This window comes from Citrobacter braakii, assembly GCF_009648935.1.
GTDB lineage: Bacteria > Pseudomonadota > Gammaproteobacteria > Enterobacterales > Enterobacteriaceae > Citrobacter > Citrobacter braakii.
In genome coordinates this window covers 289,361-309,604 of the sequence record NZ_CP045771.1, presented here as the reverse complement: position 1 = coordinate 309,604, position 20,244 = coordinate 289,361, and the positions used below count along the sequence as shown (strand labels likewise).

At 51.6% G+C, this 20,244-nt stretch carries 19 protein-coding genes and 3 pseudogenes; 12 read left to right on the top strand and 10 right to left on the bottom strand.

The window, feature by feature from the left end:
- Positions 1–32 precede the first annotated feature (32 nt).
- Together GFC06_RS01390 and GFC06_RS01385 are read right to left on the bottom strand one after the other, a co-directional pair.
- Entirely contained in the window at positions 33–1,313 is a 1,281-nt protein-coding gene (locus tag GFC06_RS01390) for a DUF445 domain-containing protein (protein ID WP_016151562.1), read from the bottom strand.
- A gap of 75 nt (positions 1,314–1,388) precedes the next feature.
- Entirely contained in the window at positions 1,389–2,315 is a 927-nt protein-coding gene (locus tag GFC06_RS01385) for a LysR family transcriptional regulator (RefSeq protein ID WP_153689758.1), read from the bottom strand.
- A 219-nt stretch (positions 2,316–2,534) separates the two neighbouring features.
- On the opposite strand from GFC06_RS01385, the gene GFC06_RS01380 reads away from it, so the two are divergent.
- Both GFC06_RS01380 and metC read left to right on the top strand, forming a co-directional pair.
- Entirely contained in the window at positions 2,535–3,767 is a 1,233-nt protein-coding gene (locus GFC06_RS01380) for a dicarboxylate/amino acid:cation symporter (protein WP_003019196.1), read from the top strand.
- A gap of 30 nt (positions 3,768–3,797) precedes the next feature.
- Entirely contained in the window at positions 3,798–4,988 is a 1,191-nt protein-coding gene (gene metC / locus GFC06_RS01375) for a cystathionine beta-lyase (protein WP_016155600.1), read from the top strand.
- 92 nt (positions 4,989–5,080) lie between these two features.
- Here metC and mdtM read toward each other — a convergent pair whose 3' ends face one another.
- The 3 genes from mdtM to GFC06_RS01360 form a co-directional block, all read right to left on the bottom strand.
- Positions 5,081–6,322 (bottom strand): multidrug efflux MFS transporter MdtM, encoded by a 1,242-nt coding sequence (gene mdtM, locus GFC06_RS01370; protein ID WP_016151565.1) that lies wholly within the window; start codon positions 6,320–6,322, stop codon positions 5,081–5,083.
- Between the two features lie 323 nt (positions 6,323–6,645).
- Positions 6,646–7,296 carry a LysE family translocator gene (locus GFC06_RS01365; RefSeq protein WP_141875870.1) on the bottom strand — a complete coding sequence of 217 codons (651 nt, stop codon included), beginning with the start codon at positions 7,294–7,296 and terminating at the stop codon, positions 6,646–6,648.
- Between the two features lie 48 nt (positions 7,297–7,344).
- Positions 7,345–8,160, bottom strand: coding sequence for a helix-turn-helix transcriptional regulator (locus tag GFC06_RS01360; RefSeq protein ID WP_153689757.1), 816 nt, complete (start codon positions 8,158–8,160; stop codon positions 7,345–7,347).
- Positions 8,161–8,390: 230 nt separating this feature from the next.
- Between GFC06_RS01360 and GFC06_RS01355 the strand changes: the two genes are divergently transcribed.
- Entirely contained in the window at positions 8,391–9,329 is a 939-nt protein-coding gene (locus GFC06_RS01355; RefSeq protein ID WP_153689756.1) for an Rpn family recombination-promoting nuclease/putative transposase, read from the top strand.
- Between the two features lie 51 nt (positions 9,330–9,380).
- Here the strand turns inward: GFC06_RS01355 and GFC06_RS01350 are convergent, their stop codons facing one another.
- Entirely contained in the window at positions 9,381–10,793 is a 1,413-nt protein-coding gene (locus GFC06_RS01350; RefSeq protein WP_047358390.1) for an aminotransferase-like domain-containing protein, read from the bottom strand.
- A gap of 177 nt (positions 10,794–10,970) precedes the next feature.
- On the opposite strand from GFC06_RS01350, the gene GFC06_RS01345 reads away from it, so the two are divergent.
- The 7 genes and pseudogenes from GFC06_RS01345 (at position 10,971) to tssD (ending at position 15,509) form a co-directional block, all read left to right on the top strand.
- Positions 10,971–11,135 carry a DUF1127 domain-containing protein gene (locus GFC06_RS01345; protein WP_064484482.1) on the top strand — a complete coding sequence of 55 codons (165 nt, stop codon included), beginning with the start codon at positions 10,971–10,973 and terminating at the stop codon, positions 11,133–11,135.
- A 147-nt stretch (positions 11,136–11,282) separates the two neighbouring features.
- Positions 11,283–11,747, top strand: coding sequence for a MarR family transcriptional regulator (locus GFC06_RS01340; protein ID WP_141875872.1), 465 nt, complete (start codon positions 11,283–11,285; stop codon positions 11,745–11,747).
- Positions 11,748–11,752: 5 nt separating this feature from the next.
- Entirely contained in the window at positions 11,753–12,820 is a 1,068-nt protein-coding gene (locus GFC06_RS01335; protein ID WP_047500784.1) for an HlyD family secretion protein, read from the top strand.
- Positions 12,810–13,874, top strand: a complete 1,065-nt coding sequence (locus GFC06_RS01330; protein WP_153689755.1) for a DUF2955 domain-containing protein — start codon at positions 12,810–12,812, stop codon at positions 13,872–13,874. The genes GFC06_RS01335 and GFC06_RS01330 overlap by 11 nt, the downstream gene beginning before the upstream one ends.
- Positions 13,875–14,079: 205 nt before the next feature.
- Positions 14,080–14,511 (top strand): tlde1 domain-containing protein, encoded by a 432-nt coding sequence (locus GFC06_RS01325; protein WP_228522538.1) that lies wholly within the window; start codon positions 14,080–14,082, stop codon positions 14,509–14,511.
- Positions 14,511–15,017: a hypothetical protein gene (locus GFC06_RS01320; RefSeq protein ID WP_049282567.1), complete on the top strand. Its 507-nt coding sequence runs from the start codon at positions 14,511–14,513 to the stop codon at positions 15,015–15,017. The genes GFC06_RS01325 and GFC06_RS01320 overlap by 1 nt, the downstream gene beginning before the upstream one ends.
- Positions 15,018–15,509: pseudogene (gene tssD / locus GFC06_RS01315) on the top strand (type VI secretion system tube protein TssD).
- A 94-nt stretch (positions 15,510–15,603) separates the two neighbouring features.
- Here the strand turns inward: tssD and symE are convergent.
- From symE to GFC06_RS01305, 3 genes and pseudogenes are all read right to left on the bottom strand, one after another.
- Positions 15,604–15,921: pseudogene (gene symE / locus GFC06_RS01310) on the bottom strand (endoribonuclease SymE).
- A pseudogene (locus GFC06_RS23295) lies at positions 15,851–15,997 on the bottom strand (type I restriction endonuclease); the annotation flags it as partial. The pseudogenes symE and GFC06_RS23295, both read right to left, overlap by 71 nt.
- A 95-nt stretch (positions 15,998–16,092) precedes the next feature.
- Positions 16,093–17,259, bottom strand: coding sequence for a restriction endonuclease (locus tag GFC06_RS01305; protein ID WP_019078303.1), 1,167 nt, complete (start codon positions 17,257–17,259; stop codon positions 16,093–16,095).
- A 233-nt stretch (positions 17,260–17,492) separates the two neighbouring features.
- Between GFC06_RS01305 and GFC06_RS01300 the strand changes: the two genes are divergently transcribed.
- Complete coding sequence (locus GFC06_RS01300) at positions 17,493–17,780, top strand: BrnT family toxin (protein WP_049282566.1); 288 nt, start codon at positions 17,493–17,495, stop codon at positions 17,778–17,780.
- The gene (locus tag GFC06_RS01295; RefSeq protein ID WP_016155614.1) at positions 17,767–18,069 is read left to right on the top strand and encodes a BrnA antitoxin family protein; all 303 of its coding nucleotides are present in this window, start codon (positions 17,767–17,769) and stop codon (positions 18,067–18,069) included. Before GFC06_RS01300 ends, GFC06_RS01295 begins: the two co-directional genes overlap by 14 nt.
- A gap of 307 nt (positions 18,070–18,376) precedes the next feature.
- Here the strand turns inward: GFC06_RS01295 and GFC06_RS01290 are convergent, their stop codons facing one another.
- The gene (locus GFC06_RS01290; protein ID WP_153689754.1) at positions 18,377–20,224 is read right to left on the bottom strand and encodes a 3'-5' exonuclease; all 1,848 of its coding nucleotides are present in this window, start codon (positions 20,222–20,224) and stop codon (positions 18,377–18,379) included.
- Positions 20,225–20,244 lie beyond the last annotated feature (20 nt).

Genomic DNA, 20,244 nt, shown 5'->3' with positions numbered 1-20,244 from the left:
GGTAAAATAAAAACAGGAATTTTACTTTCTCCTTAAAAATTCGCCAGCGTCAGCAGGGAAGGAATTTGCGACAACAGATATAACACCAGCCCAATAGAACCGCCGACCAGCGTGCCGTTGATGCGGATAAACTGTAAATCTTTGCCGATGTTTAGCTCAATTTGCTGCGACATATCGCGCGCATCCCAGCTTTTCACCGTGTCGCTGATGTGGCGCGTCAGGAAGGTGGCGAACTCCGGCGCAACTTTATACGCGGCCTGCTCCAGATGCCCATTCAGTGAGGCGCGCAGGGCGCTGTCGGCAACCAGTGTTTCGCCGAACCACTGTCCGGCGCTGGCGATGCGCTGCTTCACGCGCGAATCGTCAGCGTTAATGTCGGTTTTCACCCACTGGCGCAGGTCTGCCCACAGTTCGCCAAGATAACGGTTGAAGGCTTCGTCTTCCTTCAGATAGTTTTTCATGCTTTCGGCCCGCACGGCCATCTCCGGATCGTGTTTGAGCTTATCGATTAGCTTAAACGTGGCGCGATCGAAGGCGTGGCGGATCTGATGCGCCCGATCGTGGCTGATGTCATCCAGTAAGGAATTAACGGCATCAGACACCAGTTCGGCGCTGTGCTCGCCCAGCCATTCAGTCGGCAGGATCTTCGCTTTCAGCGGATGCTCGGTCTCCAGCCAGTGCACGATCTGTCGGGCGATAAACGCCCGCGAGCTGTCGCGCTGGAGCAGGGCGATAAGTTGGGCGATCAATGTGTCGAGCAACACCTGATGGCGGTTGTTTTTGGTCATGCTTTCCAGCATCAGCGCGCTGGTACCGGAGAGATCGACCTTGTCGATGGCTTTGTGCACTGCCCGCTTGATCAGCCGCTGAATGCGGGCGTCGTCGGTGAGTTCGAGAAAACCGCTCATGATCTGCAGCAGATGCTGGCCAATTCGCTGGGCGTTTTCCGGCTGGCTGAACCAGTTACCGATCAACAACGCCGGTTCATGGCGGCGGATCAGGGCGATCAGGGACTGGGTGTCGAGAAATTTTTCCTGCACAAACTGACCGAGATTCTCCCCGATCCGATCCTTATTGCGCGGGATAATCGCCGTATGTTGCGAGATGAACGGGATTGGTACCCGACGAAAAAGCGCCACCACGGCGAACCAGTCCGCCAGCGCGCCGACCATCGCCGCTTCGGCGATCGCTTTGATCCCGAGCACCCAGAAGTTAGGCGGCAGAAACAGCGTGATGACGAAGGTAGCGGCGGCAATCAGCAGCAATGAGAGCGCCAGTCGCTTGGCGCGTTTGAGTTCAGCAATTTTATTCATAGGCTTAAGGATAGAGCCAGACGGGGGGATCGCGCAAAAAATGTGGAGCGCCTCCCATTTTCAGACGTGCAAAGATTACTCCGGGATCCAGTTGTCCCAGGCGGGTAAGGGGTCGAGTTCCGCCACCAGAAAATCGATAAACGATCGCACCTTCGGATTGCTGTACTTACTGGGAAAATAGAGCGCATACAGGGCGTGGGTTTCGCAGGTGATGGTGCCGTCGAGCATCAGCGGCGTTATCTCTTCTTTTTGAATATGATCGCCAATCAGATAGGTGGGCAAATACGCCACTCCCTGATCTTCTAACACCGATTTCAGCAATACCAGACTGCTGTTGGCCTGGATAGGCATATGCAGTTTTAACTGATGCAGACGATCCTGTTCATCCGCCACCTTCAGCACCGGCGTGAGACCTGGGTAAACCAGGCAATCATGATTGACCAGATCGCTACGACGCTGGGGCATGCCTTTTTTGGCAAGGTAGCCGGGTGAGGCGCAGTACGCCCAGCGGACAGGCACCAGCTTGCGCATTGCGTAGTTCTGCGGTGGTGCGGTGGAGATACGCAGGGCGATGTCGAAATCCGTTTCGTTCAGATTCACGAAGTTATCGTTGAGATCGATATACAGATTCACATCTGGGAACTGGGAACGATATTTATCCACCAGGTTCACCAGCCGGGAATAACCAAATGCAATTGAGCAGGTTATGCGTAATTCACCCTGCGGGCTGTGGTAATAACCGGAGGTGGTATTCAGCGTTTCATCGAATTCTTTCAAAAGCTTATTGGCGCGGTTAAAGAGATATTGCCCGGCATCGGTCAGGGTAATACTGCGGGTGGTACGTTTAATTAATGTCGTGCCTAACGTATCTTCCATTGCTGCCAGGCTTTTGCTGACCGCAGATGGCGAGACGTTGAGCTGCACCGCGGCTTCTGATAATCCTCCGCAGTCGACGATTTTAATGAAAAACTCCAGATGCTTGAGTGAAATCGGCGTACTCATAGTTTCCTTTTATTCACAAGTGATTTGCAAAAACGGTACGAATAGGCCGTTACATTCGCGTTTTAAACATGCAACTATTGAATCACAGGAAACAACTTGCTGGCAAAATGAAAAAATAACAACTTAGGTGAGTTACGTCACAAAATAAAAGGAGGCGAAACGGAAACTCATCACATTGTGAATTTAATCTCATTAAATATTATTCTAAAGGTACCGATTATGTGGTCACGACTCGAACCCTACAGATCGTCGATTATTTTATTAGTTGCTCTGGTGATTGGCGGCTTATTAGGTATTTATGCCCCCTCGTTTGCAAGTAAACTCCAGCCAATCGGCCAGATATTCTTAAATCTGCTATTTATGATTATTGTGCCGCTGGTGGGGATCAGCGTCATGTCTTCGATCGCCAGTATGACCGACCTGAAAAGGCTGGGGCGCATTATGGCGATTATCTTTATTGTTTCGATCGCAATGGCCTTTATTCCGGCTGCCGGGATCGTCGCGCTGGCGCTATGGTATAACCCGGCGCAGGGCGTCACTATCGATCTTTCGCAGTCGGTGCAGGCGGGCAGCGGTAAGATGGATTTTGTCAGCATGATCACGACCAGCGACTTTATCGGACTGTTTTCTAAGTCCAATATTCTGGCGCTGATTGTGATGGCGATTATTGCTGGTGTGGCGATTGGTCAATCGGATCAGGCCGGTAAGCGCATTGCGTCGCTGCTGGAAGATGCCAATACCGTGATCATGAAGATCGTCTCGATCATTATGAAGGTCGCACCGATTGGCCTGGGCTGCTATTTCGCTGCCACTATGGCCAGTCAGGACTCTGCACTGCTGTTAACCTTTGCTCGCGCCATCGGCCTGTTCATGGTGGCCACGCTGGTCTACTTTGTTTTTGGCTCGATTCTCTATTCGTATATTGGCGGCGGTATTCCGGCGGTCAAAGCCTTCTGGCGTAATGCGATTGAACCGTCTGCGACTGCGCTGGGGACTTGCTCTTCGCTGGGGACTCTCCCGGTGACGCTGCGTGCCGGTAAGGCGATGGGGATTAACCCGGAAATCGTTGATGTCTCCATTCCGTTACTGGTTAACCTGAACAAAGGTGGCGTGGCGATGATTGCCGCGCTGAAAATTGTCTTTATCTATTCCGTGCTGGGCATGGAGTTCACCACCGAGACCTTCTTCCTGACCATGCTGATTGCGGTGCTCTCCGCCATTATCGTCGGCGGCGTACCGGGCGGGGCATTCCTCGGTGAAATCTTTATCGTCACTACGCTGGGCCTGCCAATGGAAGCGATCCCGATGTTGGTAGTGCTGGGCACGATTACCGATGCGCCTGCCACACTGATTAACGTTATCCATGATTTGAATGCGGCGCAGATTGTTGAACGGTTCGCTGGAAAAAAGCAGACCAACACTGAAATAAACTCTACTGCTGCGGTGGTATAGGTTTCACACGGATTAAGAACAGGAGATGTTATGAAAGACGCAATGAAGCTTGAGACGCAATTGGTTGTTGCGGGTCGCGACAAACGCTACACCCAGGGAGCGGTGAATCCGGTTATCCAGCGCGCCTCTTCGCTGGTGTTTGATACCGTGAAAGACAAAAAATTTGCCACCGCCAATCGCGCAAATGGCGAGCTGTTTTACGGTCGTCGCGGAACCTACACCCACTTTGCCTTCCAGAAGGCAATGAGCGAACTGGAAGGCGGCGTTGGCTGCGCGCTTTACCCGTGCGGCGCTGCGGCGGTGACCAATGCGATTCTGGCGTTTGTCCAGGGTGGCGATCATATTTTGATGACGGGCGCGGCCTACGAGCCAACCCAGGATTTTTGCAATAAGATCCTGAGTAAATTCAATGTGGAAACAACGTATTACGATCCGTTGATTGGTGCTGGTATCGTTGATCTTCTGCGTCCGGAAACGAAAGTTGTATTCCTCGAATCGCCAAGTTCGATCACCATGGAAGTCCAGGATGTACCGGGGATGGTGAAAGCTATCCGCGCGGTTAATCCGGAGATTGTCATTATGATCGACAACACCTGGGCGGCGGGCGTACTGTTCAAAGCGCTGGAATATGGCGTGGATATTTCCATTCAGGCGGGAACGAAGTACACCATCGGTCATTCGGATGGCATGCTGGGCACGGCGGTGTCCAACGCGCGTTGTTGGGATCGTCTGCGCGAGAACTCCTATTTGATGGGGCAAACGCTGGATGCCGATACGGCCTACAACGGCAGCCGCGGATTGCGCACCCTGGCGGTACGTCTTAAGCAGCATCAGGAGAGCAGTATCCATATTGCCCGCTGGCTGTCGGCAAGGCCGGAAGTGGCGCGGGTGAATCATCCGGCATTACCGGAATGCCCGGGGCACGAGTATTTTCAGCGTGACTTTGCCGGAAGCTCAGGCCTGTTCTCGTTTGTGCTGAAAAAGAGACTGACCGACGAGCAGATGGCGAATTTCCTCGATAACTTCTCGCTGTTCCATATGGCCTATTCGTGGGGCGGATTTGAGTCGCTTATTCTGGCGAATCAGCCAGAAGAGCTGAACAGCATTCGCCCAGCCGGAGAGGTGGATTTCAGCGGCACCCTGGTCAGGGTGCATATTGGCCTTGAGGATATTGGCGACCTGATTGCCGATCTGGAAGCAGGGTTTGCGCGCATTGCTTAAGATAATGTGATGGTTGCCGGATGCGGCGCAGGCGCCTTATCCGGCCTATCACTACGACACAGGCCGGATAAGCGTCAGTGCCATCCGGCTGGTTAGTTTTCAGTGGCTAACGTTGTTGTTTCATGCTGGCGAACCCGTTTCAGTAAGCCTGCCAGGGTAAAGACGACAGCAATACCCGCCGCAACCGCCAACAGATGAAACGAAATCCTGCCGCCGTTAAACCACAGCCAACGTCCGATTTCGACAGAAACCGCCATCACCGTCAGGATGACCATATTCAGCGACGCCGAGACCGTACCCTTCGGTAAGTTGTTGGAAAACAGCGTAAAGCGGAACAGCGTCGGAAAGATCATACCAATGCCAAACGCATACAGGCTGGTTCCCAGCACCGACCACAGCCAGACGTGCGGCCACAGCAAATTGCCGGCAATCAGCACCGCCAGTCCGCTCAGTTGAATGGGTGCCGCCCGCCAGATAAAACGTGGCTGGGTTGGATCCTTCACAAAACGAACAACCACCATATTGGCGACGATCACCGCGCCAAACACCGGTGCCTGCGCCCAGGCGAACTCTGATGTGCTCATACCGCCAGCGTCGATCAGGATCACCGGCGAGACCGCCACCCAGCTCATCATCGGGATATAGCTTAGCGACAGCGTGGCTGCGCCAAACAAGAACACCCGGTTGCGGAAAACGTCGCGGAAATCACGCAGTACGCCGCGTGCACTGAACGGCACCGCGCCGCGCTTAACGGTTTCCGGCATTGCTAACGCTAGCCCAATCAGGGCGATAAGCCCCATGGCGGCGATAATGGCGAACAGGACTTTCCAGTGTACAAAGTGCATCAGCGCTGCGCCGGAGAGCGGGCCGATAACTGGCGCAACCAGCACAATGGAGGTGATTATCGCCATTAACTTTATGGCCTTCGTTTGCCCAAACGCCTCCTGAACCGTGACATAGCCAACGGTAGCGATAAAGCAGATGCTGGTGCCCTGTACAAATCGGGCGACCAGAAATTGCGTCATTGAGGTGGTCAATAGCGTGGCAGCGCAGGCGAGCGTAAAAATTAACGCCCCCGCAATCAGCACCGGTCGACGGCCAATCCGGTCGGAGAGCGGTCCCAGCAGCCATTGCAGCGCCATGCCGCCAGCCAGATAGAGGCTCACCGCAGCGGGGGCCAGGCTGACGTCGGCGTTGAAATCACGCACCACATTGATGATGCCTGGCTGGATCAGGTCCGTCGACAGATAAGCGGCGAAGTCATATAAAATCAACGCGACAGGAAAAAATAGCGTCGTGGTGCGTTGGGAGAAAAACGCGAGAATCCGTTGCATAAAACAGCTCCTTTTCGGGAGAAAACCCTCAACGGGAATAGCGAAATTCAATACCGTCTTTGAGACGTCAGACCGATGACAGAAAAAAGCAGACTGCAAATGTACTGAATTTCATGTAATCAAAAACGCTGCCTGCGCGAGGCGCAAACAGGAGAAACGTTTTCAGACTCGGGTCAGAAAACGTAACGATTACAGGTAACAATCAGCACATCGCACCTCGGGAAGAATTGGTTGAATGGATAATAGCCACCCAAAGTGTAATGCGGATTGGATATTAATTAAACGAGTTTATCCGCTTTATTTGCAGAAAATCGTCACGCTTATCAGAAAGTGACGCTCTGCAAAAATCGCAGCGCGATTGCACAACCGAAGATGATCAATACGCCGCCGGCGATACGCTCGATCCACACGATCCCTCGGGTTAACCGTCGCTGGATCTGCGGTAAGCCGATGAACATCACGATCAGCAGATCCCAGAACAACACCACGCTGGTCATCCAGATCCCGCTCATGGTTTGTTGCAGCAGCGTCACCGACGGGCCGAGCAGGGCGGTCATCAGCGCCAGATAGAACAGCGCATTTTTTGGGTTGAGCAGCGACGAACCTAATCCCAGCAGCAGCTGTTTGCCAAATCCTGGACAGGTAGACTGGGCGTCTGCTCCGGTCAGGGTTTGCGGGCGGCTGCGTATCAGTAGGCTGCCAATCCATAATAAATAGAGCGCGCCCAGCAGCTCAATAACCGTAAACAGCAGGGGAAGCTGGCGCAGGATCCCCCAACCAATAATCGCCAGCAGGATATACAGCCCGTTGCCGATGGCGATCCCCACGCACAGCCCGGCGCTGCCGCGCATCCGGTAACGTACGGCGTAACCGACCAGTAAAAAGAAGTCCGGCCCTGGGCTGAGTAGTGCAACAAAATGCGCCAGCGCCAGCGCGGGAAAAGCAGACGGAAAAAGTTCAGCAAGCAGCGACATAGCGACCTCAGAAAATGAAACAGAGATCAGCGTACGCCTGACGCAACGCTAATTATTGTCTGATATTGATCGTCCCAATGCGTACTGGCGCGGTGTGGCTGCTGTGTAGCGAACAAAGGTGCGATGGAAATGGCTCTGGTCGGCAAACCCGCTCTGGTAGCCGACATCGACAATCTCGTCCCCGGCCCGTAACCGCTGACGGGCATAGTCAATCCGCATCATGTTCAGATAATTTCCCGGCGTCAGCCCGATGTCCTGCTTAAAGGTCCGAATCAGCGTCTCTTTACGCATGTGACACTCATCTGCCAGCTCATCCAGCGAGGGTGGGGAGTGCAGACTGGACTGCAACCGCTCGCGCAGATACTGGCTGGTGACGCTTAGGTTTTCCGGTGTTACCGACTGCAATGGCAGCGAGCGCAGCAATGCTTGTGCGGCATCAGTTATCTGCGTCGTTTGCCGTTGCGGCATGAGCGCCACAAGGTGCATGTAGCACTGGAATAATTGCGGATCGCGGATAACAGGAGTGCGCGTGCAAAGCCGTTGATTGCTGTTCAGCGCAGACAGATGGGCAAGACACCACCGGGCATCAAGATAAAGCATGTGATAGCTGCGAAATTGCCCGTTGACGGGATTACAGCTGTGAGGTGCCAGTGGTGGGATCACAATGAGATCGCCCACCTTCAGATGGTATTCCTTGTCATCGCACAGGCAGCAGGTTCCTCCCTCGAGAATTGCCCCAATCGAGAGCTGAGAGTGGTGATGGCGCTTATAGGCCTGCTTGCTGCGCCAGGTGCTGCGCAGCTCCAGCCACGGCAGTTGCTCATCACGCCAGAACGATTGTGGAATATCCCGGGTATGCGTCACATCGTGTCCTCCATGAAAGTGATGATTTGTTATAGCACAGGCCCTGCGGTGAAAAAGCGGGAATGTGCATTGAGGTCGTGATTCTGCGTGATACGTTCCAGACAAATGCAGACGTTACAAAGGGGCGTTTTTATCCCGGAAATCGCCTCGCAAAGAGAGAACGTTACAGGTGAGAGTGTGGTTTACCAGCGCTACAGTCACGGCATCTTATTTCCAGGTGATGGATCGCCATGAACAAAGCACCGACTTCCACCCCGCATGATGCGGTCTTTAAAACGTTTTTGCGCCACCCTGAGACAGCTCGGGATTTTCTACAAATACATCTTCCCGCTTCGCTGCGCGACCTTTGCGATTTTCAGACGCTGAAACTCAAGCCGGATAGTTTCATTGAAGAGGATTTACGTGCGCACTATTCCGATGTGTTGTGGTCCGTGAAAACGACGGAAGGTGATGGCTATGTTTATGTGGTGATTGAACACCAAAGCACACCGGATGCGCATATGGCATTCAGGTTGATGCGTTACGCGGTAGCGGCCATGCAGAAGCATTTAGATGCCGGGCATCAGCAATTACCGCTGGTGGTGCCGATGTTGTTCTATCACGGTGCGAAAAGCCCATATCCTTATTCCCTATGCTGGCTGGACGAGTTTGCCAACCCGAAGCTGGCTCGTCAGCTGTATGCTGTGGCGTTTCCGCTGGTGGATATTACGGTTATCCCGGATGACGAAATTGTGCATCATCGACGTATGGCGCTGCTGGAGTTAATCCAAAAACATATTCGTCAGCGCGACCTTATGGGGCTGGTCGAGCAAATTGTTTCCCTGCTACTTACCGGACTGACTAATGACAGCCAGATAAAGACGCTGTTTAATTATATTTTACGAACTGGCGATGCACCTCGATTCAGTGAGTTTATTCGTGAGGTTGCCGAACGTTCACCGCAGCATAAGGAGCACTTGATGACGATCGCCGACAGATTGCATGAGGCAGGGCTACAAAAAGGCAGGCTGGAAGGGTTACAGGAAGGACGACAAGAAGGGCTTATAGAAGGGCGACTTGATGAGGCGCTCCGTATTGCCCACACCATGCTGGCAGACGGTATTGATATCTGCACGGTACAAAAAATTACCCGGCTTTCCGCAGAAGATATTCAGGGTTTAAGTCATTAGATATGACTTAACTCGCATAATCGTCTGGCCGAAATCACCGGGCGGTCCGGTTTACTCTATCGCCATCTTTACCGCCTCGCCGAGCTTTTGCATCACTTCCTGATGCTTCTCGTTTGGCGGCAACGCGCAGTTGATGCGTACGCAGTTGCGATACTTTCCGGATGCGGAGAACAGCGATCCCGGTGCGACCTGGATTTTCAGGCGACAGAGCTGCTTAGCGACGCAGACCATATCGACCTGGAGCGGCAGCTCGACCCACAGCATAAAGCCGCCTTTCGGTCGGGTGACGCAGATCCCGCAGGGAAAATATTCCCGTACCCAGCAGGTGTAGATCTCCATATTACGCTGATAAATCTGGCGCATACGCCGGATATGCCGATGGTAATGACCTTCGCGCACAAAGGAGGCTGCTGCCAGCTGCGTAGCGGGAACGTTAGTACCAATGACGGCGTACTTCATGTGTAGCAGTTTGTTGTAATAGCGACCGGGAACCACCCAACCCACGCGCAGTCCTGGGGCTACGGATTTGGTAAACGAACTGCAGAGTATTACCCGGCCGTCACTGTCCCAGGAGTGGATCGTACGCGGGCGCGGATACTCTGTGGCCAGTTCGCCATACACATCATCTTCAAAAATGACGATATCGTGACGCTGGGCGAGGGCGAGCACCGCCCGCTTACGCGCATCCGGCATAATGAACCCGAGAGGGTTGTTGCAGTTGGGAACCAGCAGCACGCCTTTGATCGGCCACTGATCCAGCGCCAGCTCCAGCGCTTCAATGCTGATCCCGGTATCCGGATCGGTTGGAATCTCAATCACCTTGATCCCCAGGCCGCGCAGTAGCTGCATTGTGCCGTAGTAGGTGGGGGATTCAACGGCGACAATGTCCCCTGGCTGACAAACCGCCAGCAGCGCCAGCGACATTCCGCTCTGGCTCCCGTTGGTTATCACAATATCATCGGCGTTGAGGACTGAACCGCTGTCCAGCATCAGACGGGCGATCTGCTGGCGCAGATCCTGGCTGCCGGGAAGCTTGTCGTACCCCAGCACCGCCTTCAGATTATGCTGCACTACGCGGCTGAGCTCGCGCCAGAGCGGTTTCAAGCTCGGTTGACTGACATCTGGCGCGCCGCTGCTGAAGGGGATCACAGATTTATCGCTATGCCCTTTTAGCATATCCAGCACCAGATCCCACTGCGTTATCTCGACCGGACGCTGCACCGGGCGTGACATCGGCGGTACGGGCGGCAGCGCTTTTTGCGGGGCGACAAAATAACCGGAACGCGGCTGCGGGGTGATCAGTTGCCGCTGTTCCAGCATCTGATACGCCTGCTGGACGGTGCTGATACTGACCCCGTGTTCCTGACTCAGGTTACGTACCGAAGGCAGTTTTTCGCCATGGCGATACAACCCCTGCTCAATGCGTTCGGCCAGCAGATTGGCCAGATGTTGATAACGCGTCATGCTGTATACCTCATGGGTACCATACAGATTAAAAAACCAGTACAGATTGGCGTGAAAAAAGCGATGCAGAACTCTTTTTAACCAATCTGTATGTTAAATAAAAGTACTTTGTGAGTCTGTATTGCTTAGGGCCAAATCCGTGAAGATAAAGCCTCAGACAAGGCGGGGAGGCAAGGTATGGAATTTCATGAGAATAAAGCAAAGCAGCCATTTATTGGGTTTGTTCTGATCTGGCGGGCATATAAGGCGTGGAGGTTACGGGCGCAAACGCGGCGCGTATTGCAACAGATGAGTAATGAGCGGCTGCGGGACGTCGGGCTGCGACGCGATCAGATAGAGTGATTTTCTTCCATCGACAGAGGCTGGAGGGTTATCACCCGGCCTCTTTTGTATTCACATTATTTATCAATTCATGCTTCTGGATAGCCTGTTTCTTGATACTTATCCTGATAAGTATTATTTTCTTCTCAGCGATGAGGGGAAAGTAAGATGACGGAAGATGAACTGTTTGCCCGCCGTCCGATGGGGATGCGCATGGCAATGGTGGTGCGCCAGTGGCGAGCCATTATTGATGCTGCCATCACCGATACTGGCCTGACGCAGTCAAGCTGGACGGTACTGATGCAACTGTATCAACTGGGAGACAACGTCTCGGTCAGTGAACTGGCACAAATGCAGGGCATTGAACTGCCGCCGCTGATGCGCACCCTTTCGCAACTGGAAAAGCAGGGATATCTGCTGCGTTCCACATCGCCTTATGACAAACGCATCCGTCTGCTAACGCTGACCGCGCAAGGCCGCTCAAGGCTTGAAGAACTTAACCGGGTGATTGAGACATATCAACATCGCGTCACCTGCACCATTCCTGAAGCGGAGCTTGCCTTATTCAGCGCGACCTTAAATCAACTCGCCTGCAATTTGCGGACAATCCGCGAAGAAGACAATCAACACTAAAAACTATGATGACCCCAGAACAAAAATTTGCCCGTTGGGTAAGGGTGAGTATTGCCGCTTTCCTGGTAATATTCGCCTGGTTTATCGTTGCCGATATCTGGATCCCGCTGACGCCGGACTCCACGGTGATGCGCGTGGTAACGCCTGTTTCTTCACGCGTATCCGGTTACGTCTCGCAGGTGCATGTACACAATAATAGCCAGGTGAAGAAGGGTGATTTTCTGTATGAACTGGATCCGACGCCGTTTATCAATAAGGTCGAGGCTGCGCAAATCGCCCTTGAGCAGGCGAAGTTGAGCAATCAACAGCTGGATGCGCAGATAGCCTCCGCGCGCGCCAACCTGCGTACCGCGCAATTCAACGCCCGTAACGATAAGACCACCTTTGACCGCTATCAGCGCCTGGCCACCATGCAGAACGTGTCGCAATCCGATCTCGACAAGGTGCGTACCGCCTGGCAAACCAGCGAGCAGTCGGTGGCGGCGCTGAATGCCAGCATTCAGAACCTGCTGATCCAGCGCGGCGAGCGCGATGACAAGCGTAACGTGACGCTGCAAAAATACCGTAATGCGCTGGAAGAGGCACAGCTGAACCTCGGTTGGAGCAAAGTGTATGCACAGACCGACGGTACGGTGAGTAACCTTCAGCTTAGTCCCGGACTTTACGCTACTGCGGCCACGCCGCTGCTGGCGCTGGTCAGCCATCAGACCGATATCGTGGCCGACTTTCGCGAGAAAAGCCTGCGCCACACTCGGGTAGATACCGATGCCGCCGTGGTGTTCGACGCCTTGCCGGGCAAAGTTTTCTCTGCCCGCGTCACCAGCAGCGATGCCGGTATTCTGGCGGGTCAGGAACAGGTTAACGGTCTGCTGTCGCAACCGGAACAGTCCACCCGCTGGGTGCGCGATGCCCAGCGTATGCGCATTCACGTAGCACTGAACGAACCGCTCGACACGCCGTTACCGACCGGGGCGCGCGCCACGGTGCAGCTGTATAACAGTGAGGGGATGTTCGCCCGTACCTTTGCCGGGGCGCAGATCCACCTCGTCAGCTGGCTGCATTATGTCTATTAACACTCTGGCCCACGTCTTTACGCCGCATGGGAACATTGTCTACACCGCCAATGATTTTCGCCAGACCTTGCGTATCTCCGTTGCCGGGACGATAGCACTGAGTATCTCGACCTTCTACACCGTACAGTACGGCGTATTTTTTGTGGTTTATCCGCTGATGCTGCTGTCGCTGGTGCCGGTGTTCAACCGCCATGTGGCAAAACAGTTCGTGTTCAGCGCGGCGGTGAACTGTGTCGAAATGGTGCTAATCGTCGGCTATCTTTCACAGTGGCCGCTGATTATGACGCTGGTGGTGTTTGGCCTGTATGTGATGCGTTTTCGCTTGATGAGCAAAGGGCCGCTGTTTCTGCTTGGTTCGATGGGCGTGGTGTGTCAGAGCACGATGCTCAACTTTATGAGCTATCCCACCACCAACTGGCATACGCTGATGTTCTCCAATATGGAAGCCTGCATCATGGCGGTGGCGCTGAGTGCGCTGCTGCATTATCTGATCCCGGACGTGGAACCCCGCCAGCTACCGCCGCGCATTGAGAAAGATGCCGCCCGGGTGCACCACGAGTCGCTGCTTTCCGGTACGGTGGCGACGATGATTTTTGTTGTCTTCCAGATCTGTGATTTGAGCGATTCGCTGTCGGCACTGATGGCGGGCATTTTGATCCTGTTTCCTATGCACTATCGCGGCGCGGTGTTGAGCTCGCTCTGGCGCGTGGTCGGCGTGGTGCTGGCCTGCCTGTATATTCTATTGGTGCAGCTGCTTATCTATGATTTCAGCAACCATATGCTGCTGATGATGCCGCTGATCGGCCTCGGGCTGGCGTTCAGCGCCCGCCTGCACGTAATGGAAAAAGTCGGCGCGGGGGTGGGTTTTGCCAGTATCACCACCATCGGGATTATGTTCGGCCAGAACCTGCATCCGGACAGCGATCTGGTGTTCAGCGATTTATACCGCATCACCTCTGTTACCGTCGCGCTGGTGGCAACGCTAACGATGGTATTTCTGGTACACCGGGTTTTGAACTGCTTTACCGCGACGCGGTTTGTGATTACCGAGTGAGTGGGGAGTGAGTGCCGGATGGCGGCTGCGCCTTATCCGGCCTATGAGAAGCAGAATTTGTAGACCCGGTAAGCGTCGTGCCACCGGGTGTTTTCAGATTGCCTGCTGCTTCCCCGTTATCTAATTATTCAGAATACGATTTATTTGTTCGAGAAATAAAGATGTATGAATTATAAATATTTTGAATTTTAATAATTGTGACTTTATGAATATATTTAATTTTACAATTAAATATGATAAGCATAATTATTATATTTTAAAGGATGTAAATCATATGACATGGGAATATAAAGTATCGACAGGTATACTGAGCCATAACGGTAAATTAATTGCTTATTGCTACAGTGGTGCTGGTGAATCAAAGGATAAACCGAACTGTGAACACATACGTAACAAGGACCCCATTCCACGAGGCGTTTATTTTATTGCTGGATGGAATAATCATAAAAGTCCCTCCGCTATTATCCTCGAACCTATTGCAGGGACAAATACTTTTGGCAGAGATCATTTCGAAATTCATGGTGATAAAAAAGGGCAGCCACCGGGAACGGCATCTGCAGTATGTATCATTATGAATGGACAAGATAAGCGCCAAACCATTTACGATTCGGGTGACACAATTTTGGTGGTAAGATAATGAAATTTATTTTTATCTCCTTTCTATTTATTCTTTCGGGTGCTCCCTGTGCTGCAGTGCATACTGCAGCACAGCTTCTGCAGATGATAAATGAAAAAGGAGCAAATACCGTTGTACACGAACTTTATGATGGCAGTGAGTCAGAATGGTGGAACCATATTATTCCTGAAATTAGCAAAGGTAATAATGACTGGTTAACGGTAGCAAGTGCTCTTGAATCCGGAGTTGATGCCAGTACGGCGGAAGATTTACAGGGGGCGGTCTCTGAAGCCATTCCACATAACCCAGTCGGTGTTCTGGCTATCCTTAACGATAACAGACCATTGCTGAATATTGAGCAGATATGCGCATTTACCTCTTACCCTGAGTCAGAAGAAGAAATGAATAAGCTATTTGTTAATTCCATCAGGGAAATGTATAAGGTCAAAACGACAGAAGGGAAGCGGTGTATTGCGGTTATGATCAATAATGTTGAGAATTCTATTCCATTTAACAAGGATTTATAAATGGCTATCCCCGGATATATGTCATTAATCGATGATGCTGGTAATATTATCAAAGGTAGTGTAATGGTAAAAGACCGTGAAAATTAGATCGAGATTTTAGGTCTGTATCATAATGTGAGCTACAACTCTGATTTGCATAATGGGAGGGTGTTGAATAAACGCCAACATCGTCCATTTTTAATTGAAAAGGAAATTGATGCTTCTAGTGTGCTTTTGTACAAATCATTAAGTACCGGAGAAACATTAAGGAAAGCGGCTATTGACCTCTATCGAATAAATTATGCTGGTCAGGAAGAGGTCTATTTTACGATAACCCTGGAAAATGTGAAAGTCGTTACGCTTTTTTCACTGATGCACGATGTTAAAGATCCTTATTACGAAAAACAGACCCATCTTGAACTTGCTCAGCTCCGTTACAAGAAGATTACCTGGCACTATCATGATGGGAATATAGTCCACTATGATGATTGGGATTATCGCTTAGGGTCTTGAGTAAACGGCTCCGGATAAAATGATGTTACCCAGAGCTGTAATGTAATCAATACACGGCGCTTATACTCATGAGCGCCGTCTGGCATCCGGGCGGTTATTTCTGCCTGACAGGCTTCGCCGAAATCACGTCGATAAACTCCTGCACCTGCTGTTGCTTACGCGCGGACAGCTTGCACACCCGACGCAGCGACTGCAGTAACGCCGGTTCTTCCGGTTCCGGCAGCTTGGCCGTCAGCACAATTCAGCCGGGCATCACTCTGACATCGAATTTGCAGCCGGTGGCGAAACCGGCTGCCTCCAGCCACTGGCCTTTCATAATAATTGCCGGAACATGCGTGTAATCCGGATAACGCGACTTTGCCGTCCCGGAGTTTGACCTCTTGTCTGATTTGCGTTGTGTCGTTCCAGCCAGCGCCAAGGATGGCGGGCATTACGCGTTTGGTGATGATGTCTGCTTCCGTCAGGGTACTCAGGTTCAGGTCAGCCATGTCCGTTCTCAACCGATAATGAGATTGCTCTGATTTTACACAATATTGTTATGCAAGCCATGAACAGAAATGGCTGTGCTACAGCGTCTGGCACGTTATTCAATCTCCAGCTCATCAAACAGCTGTAAATCCACATCCAGCAATTCCACTGCGTTGCTGCGTCGAATGCCGACGTTGTTTTCAATCAACAGCTCCAGCAGGCGATCGCCGTCGATTAAGGTAATCGGCGCGGCGCCTGGGAACAGCGCCGCTTCTGCACACTTAGCGGCGAACTTACCGGTAGTGATCAGCGTGCCGCGAATGGCTTTGTGGTAAGGCAGTGCGCCGCGTAGCTGGTCGATATACGGGCGCGTGATGGTGTTCTGCATCCGTTTTACCTGCACCACTTCGGTAATGGTGGTGATGCCCACCTGAACCTTACCAATCACATCCACGCCTTTATCGCCGGAGGCTTTGGTCACTTCAACCTGCTCGTAGCCCATTGTTTCAAGTAGCTGAGCCACCAGATGTTCAAATTTGTACGGATTCATGGTGGAGAGCTGGTCGCGCAATAGCTCTTTTTGCTGCTGGTTATAGCGTTTTACCGCATCCAGCAACTCCTTACGTGGATCGGTTCGACGTTCAGGCAGTGCCTTACCGAGCCATTTTCGGCCAGCCTCGGTAATTTTGTAGCTCATCCCTTCACGGGCTACCAGATCGCGCTCGACCAGGTTGTACAGCCGGGCGTAGAGCGTAGTTTTGACTGAACTGGGGGAGGCAAATTTTGAGTGCTGATGTAAGAATGCCTGCCACTCGGGTAGCAGATCAGCGCGTCTGGCCTGCTCCCGGCCGGCGAGCAGTTCCAGTAGTTGCAACATGCCTTCTGTATCGTCGAGTTTACGCAGTGTGGCTTCATCGTTATCCAGAAATAATCGCCCCTGTTCGCTGGGGTACCAGCCGCCGTCTTCGTGGGTCTGCATAAGATCGAACAAAGGGTTATTGATAAACATGTAGCAGCCATAGCTGTGGCGGGGGTTGAGAATATGGTTATCCATCTTCCAGATCTGCCAGGCTATTTTGGCATCTTCGCCGCTGAGCCGTTCTTTAATCCAGTTATCCGGCTCTGACCAGTCAACCGGGTTTTGTGGCGTACCCGTTTGCTCCTGAATGGCGGTGATCATATTACGCACCGCTTTGACTGAACATCCAGCCACGGCATTCATCATGGCTCGGGTCTGATCATAAGTTGGAAAAAGCGGGGTAATCACTTTGTACTTTTTCACGTTGGTCCCTTAACGAGTGCAATGGCAATAGCTTGCCATACCAGATGAAAAATTCCATGGGATGAATCACTTATCGGAATGAAAACTGCCAGTGCCGGATGGCGGCTGCGCCTTATCCGGCCTACTAACTTCACTCTATTAAAAGCAAAATGTGATGTTATTTCCAACAATTTCGCTATAATCATAAGATAATTGTAGATACATTTTTGTATATACAATTAGGGATAAAATACATGCCAATGGAGTTTGAGTGGGATGCAAACAAGGCACAAAGTAACCACCGTAAACATGGTGTTCGCTTTGAGGACGCAATATTGGTTTTCGACGATCCCCAACATCTGTCGCGGCAGGATCGGTATGAGAACAGTGAGTATCGCTGGCAGACCATCGGTCTTGTTCATGGCATTGTGGTTATTCTGGTTGCCCATAGCGTTAGGTTTGAAAGTGGCTTTGAAGTCATTCGTATCATCAGTGCCAGAAAGGCAGATCGTAAAGAGAGGAATCGTTATGAGCATAGTTAAACATAAACGCGGCAGCGTATCCGCGCTGAGTGCTCAGCATGAGGCTGAACTGAAGGCGCTGGCGAATAAACCGGACGATGATATTGATTACAGCGACATTCCCGTGACCGAGGATAAGCAGTGGTCAGAGGCCATTCGCGGTAAGTTTTTTCGTCCGTTGAAAACGCAGGCGTCGGTGCGCATTGATGCCGATGTGATGGAGTGGCTGAAACGCCCAGGAAAAGGATATCAGACGCGCCTTAATGCCATTTTGCGCGAAGCGATGCTGCGCGAGCAAAATAAGAAATAGTCAGAATATGCAGGGACTGTGAGTGCCGGATGGCGGCTGTGCCTGATCCGGTCTACGGGAAGCGGAATTTCCAGGCCCGGTAAGTGTAGCGCCACCGGGCATCTGCGAGGTTATTTCTGCTGCGGTTCTCCGCTAAAATAATCGCAGCTGTCAAATTAGTGGAACACCTGCGACATCATGCCGAGATGACAAACCGATTACCACCAGTGAACAGTGGGTTGTAACGCAGCAGGGCGTGTTGAAATAGGATTCACCCCTCTCCGCTGTAGGGAGAGGGGAATGTTTACGGATTCCTGGCGTGGCTCCGTTAGATGACCTTTGCGCTATTTTCGTAGGTGTTGATAAGATGGTCGCGCAAGCTCCCTGTTCCGTGCATTGTCACCAAAAGATTCTGGCGCGCGCGGGTAAATCCGACATACAAACGCTTGATGTCGTCACTCAGATCTTCCTCATCCCTTTCCTTTGCGGCATCCATAATAGCCACTGAGTGAAATTCAAGCCCCTTACTGCTTGGTAAAGGCATTACACAAAGGAGATCATTTTGCGGCGACCAGTGCTTTTTGTCATCGCTGGTCACAATCATTTGGTAGGGGATGCTACGCGCCGCGAGACGTGGCCCCAGCATCCCCGAAATGCTGTATGTTGAAGGGCACAGTATGGCGATCTCTGACCATGCAATACCTTGTTGTCGCTGCTTTGTCACCCAATCGAGCACGTGAGTAATCTCCTCGTCCTGATTATCAAAGCTGGCCAGTGCCGGGTAAGTGCCGGACAAGCCTCCAGCATCGGGTTGCTGGTATTTGAGCGCCTCTTCAATGTGATTATTGAGATAATTAAAGGCAATGTTGCTGGCAAAATGAAGTATTTGCCGGGTATTACGATAGTTGGTATTCAGGATCGTAGTGCGGCCAAGGGCCTTAATATTGACACTAGAGAGTGTGAAGTCGAGGGCTTTCTTTTTCTGGTAGATAGACTGGGCGTCATCGTAGAGGAAAAGAAGGGAGTTATCTTTGTTGTCTGGCATACGTGCGAGTATTCTCAGCCACTCCGGTTTAAAATCGTGTCCCTCGTCTATTAGGACTGCGCTGTATTGCTCCGGTTTTATAATCCCCTCTTCAAATGCCACCGTCAGTGCATTTTCCATCAGCTCAATAAAGTTTTTGCTTTTCGGCGGAAGACAATGATGTGCATTTAACTGTTGATAACACCAGGCATGAAAATGGATGACTTCGACGGGAAGTCTTAAAGTGTGCTGCTCAAGCTGTGATTTGAGTTTTTTGGCCAGCGTGATGTTGTAGCAAATCACCAGGATCGGCTTGATGTTTTCAATATTGTTGGCAAGCTCAATACAACGGTGGTGCAAAATGAGCGTTTTACCGGATCCTGCCACGCCATGAATAACACGGTGTCCTGCACCCATGCTTCTGGCGAGTTGTTCCTGATTCCTGTCCATCATGCAAACCACATCGGGGGTGTGGAACGTAAAATTGTTCAGATCAACCTGCGTAACGGATGCGTTAATGCGTACATCGGGATATAGATGCCATCGGATACGGTCGAGTTGCTGTGGTGTAGTGTGATGAGCGTAGTTATGTCTGAGAAGGGATTCGAGCCGGGCAGAGATTTGTTCCTTGGTCATAAACTCGCTGAGTTCGTCTTTGCAAATAACCTGGCTGGCTGGGAATAGTTCATTTATCGCTTCGGGTGGAAAACTCTTTTCTAGCTGTGCTCGGGTGATATTGCTCAAATAAACACCAAATCCATACGGCATAATAAAGCTGCCTTCATAATCTCCTTGTTGCTGGCGAAGCAGCGGATCTTTTTTTAGGCTATTGATAGTGTGAAAGGTATATTGACGAACCTGTTCGAGTGGATTCTTGAACGGTTGAATGCCGTCTTTAGTTTCATAATGAATATGTGATTTGTTGGCAGATTTAATTTTTGTAATAAACCAGTCTTTTACTTCTATAAATAACAAACCTTTTTCGGGGGTTAGAATTACAAAATCCGGATGCTCTTGCTTGTCTCCCATTCGGGTGTCATACCAGCAGGTACACTGTTCGCTGAGTCCCCCCTCAAGAAGTCTTGCCAGTCTTTTTTCGCCGGCAGTAATTTTCTCGCTACAACTGCTTATTGTGGGAATAATGATTGCCATGTTACGCCTACCAATTCATG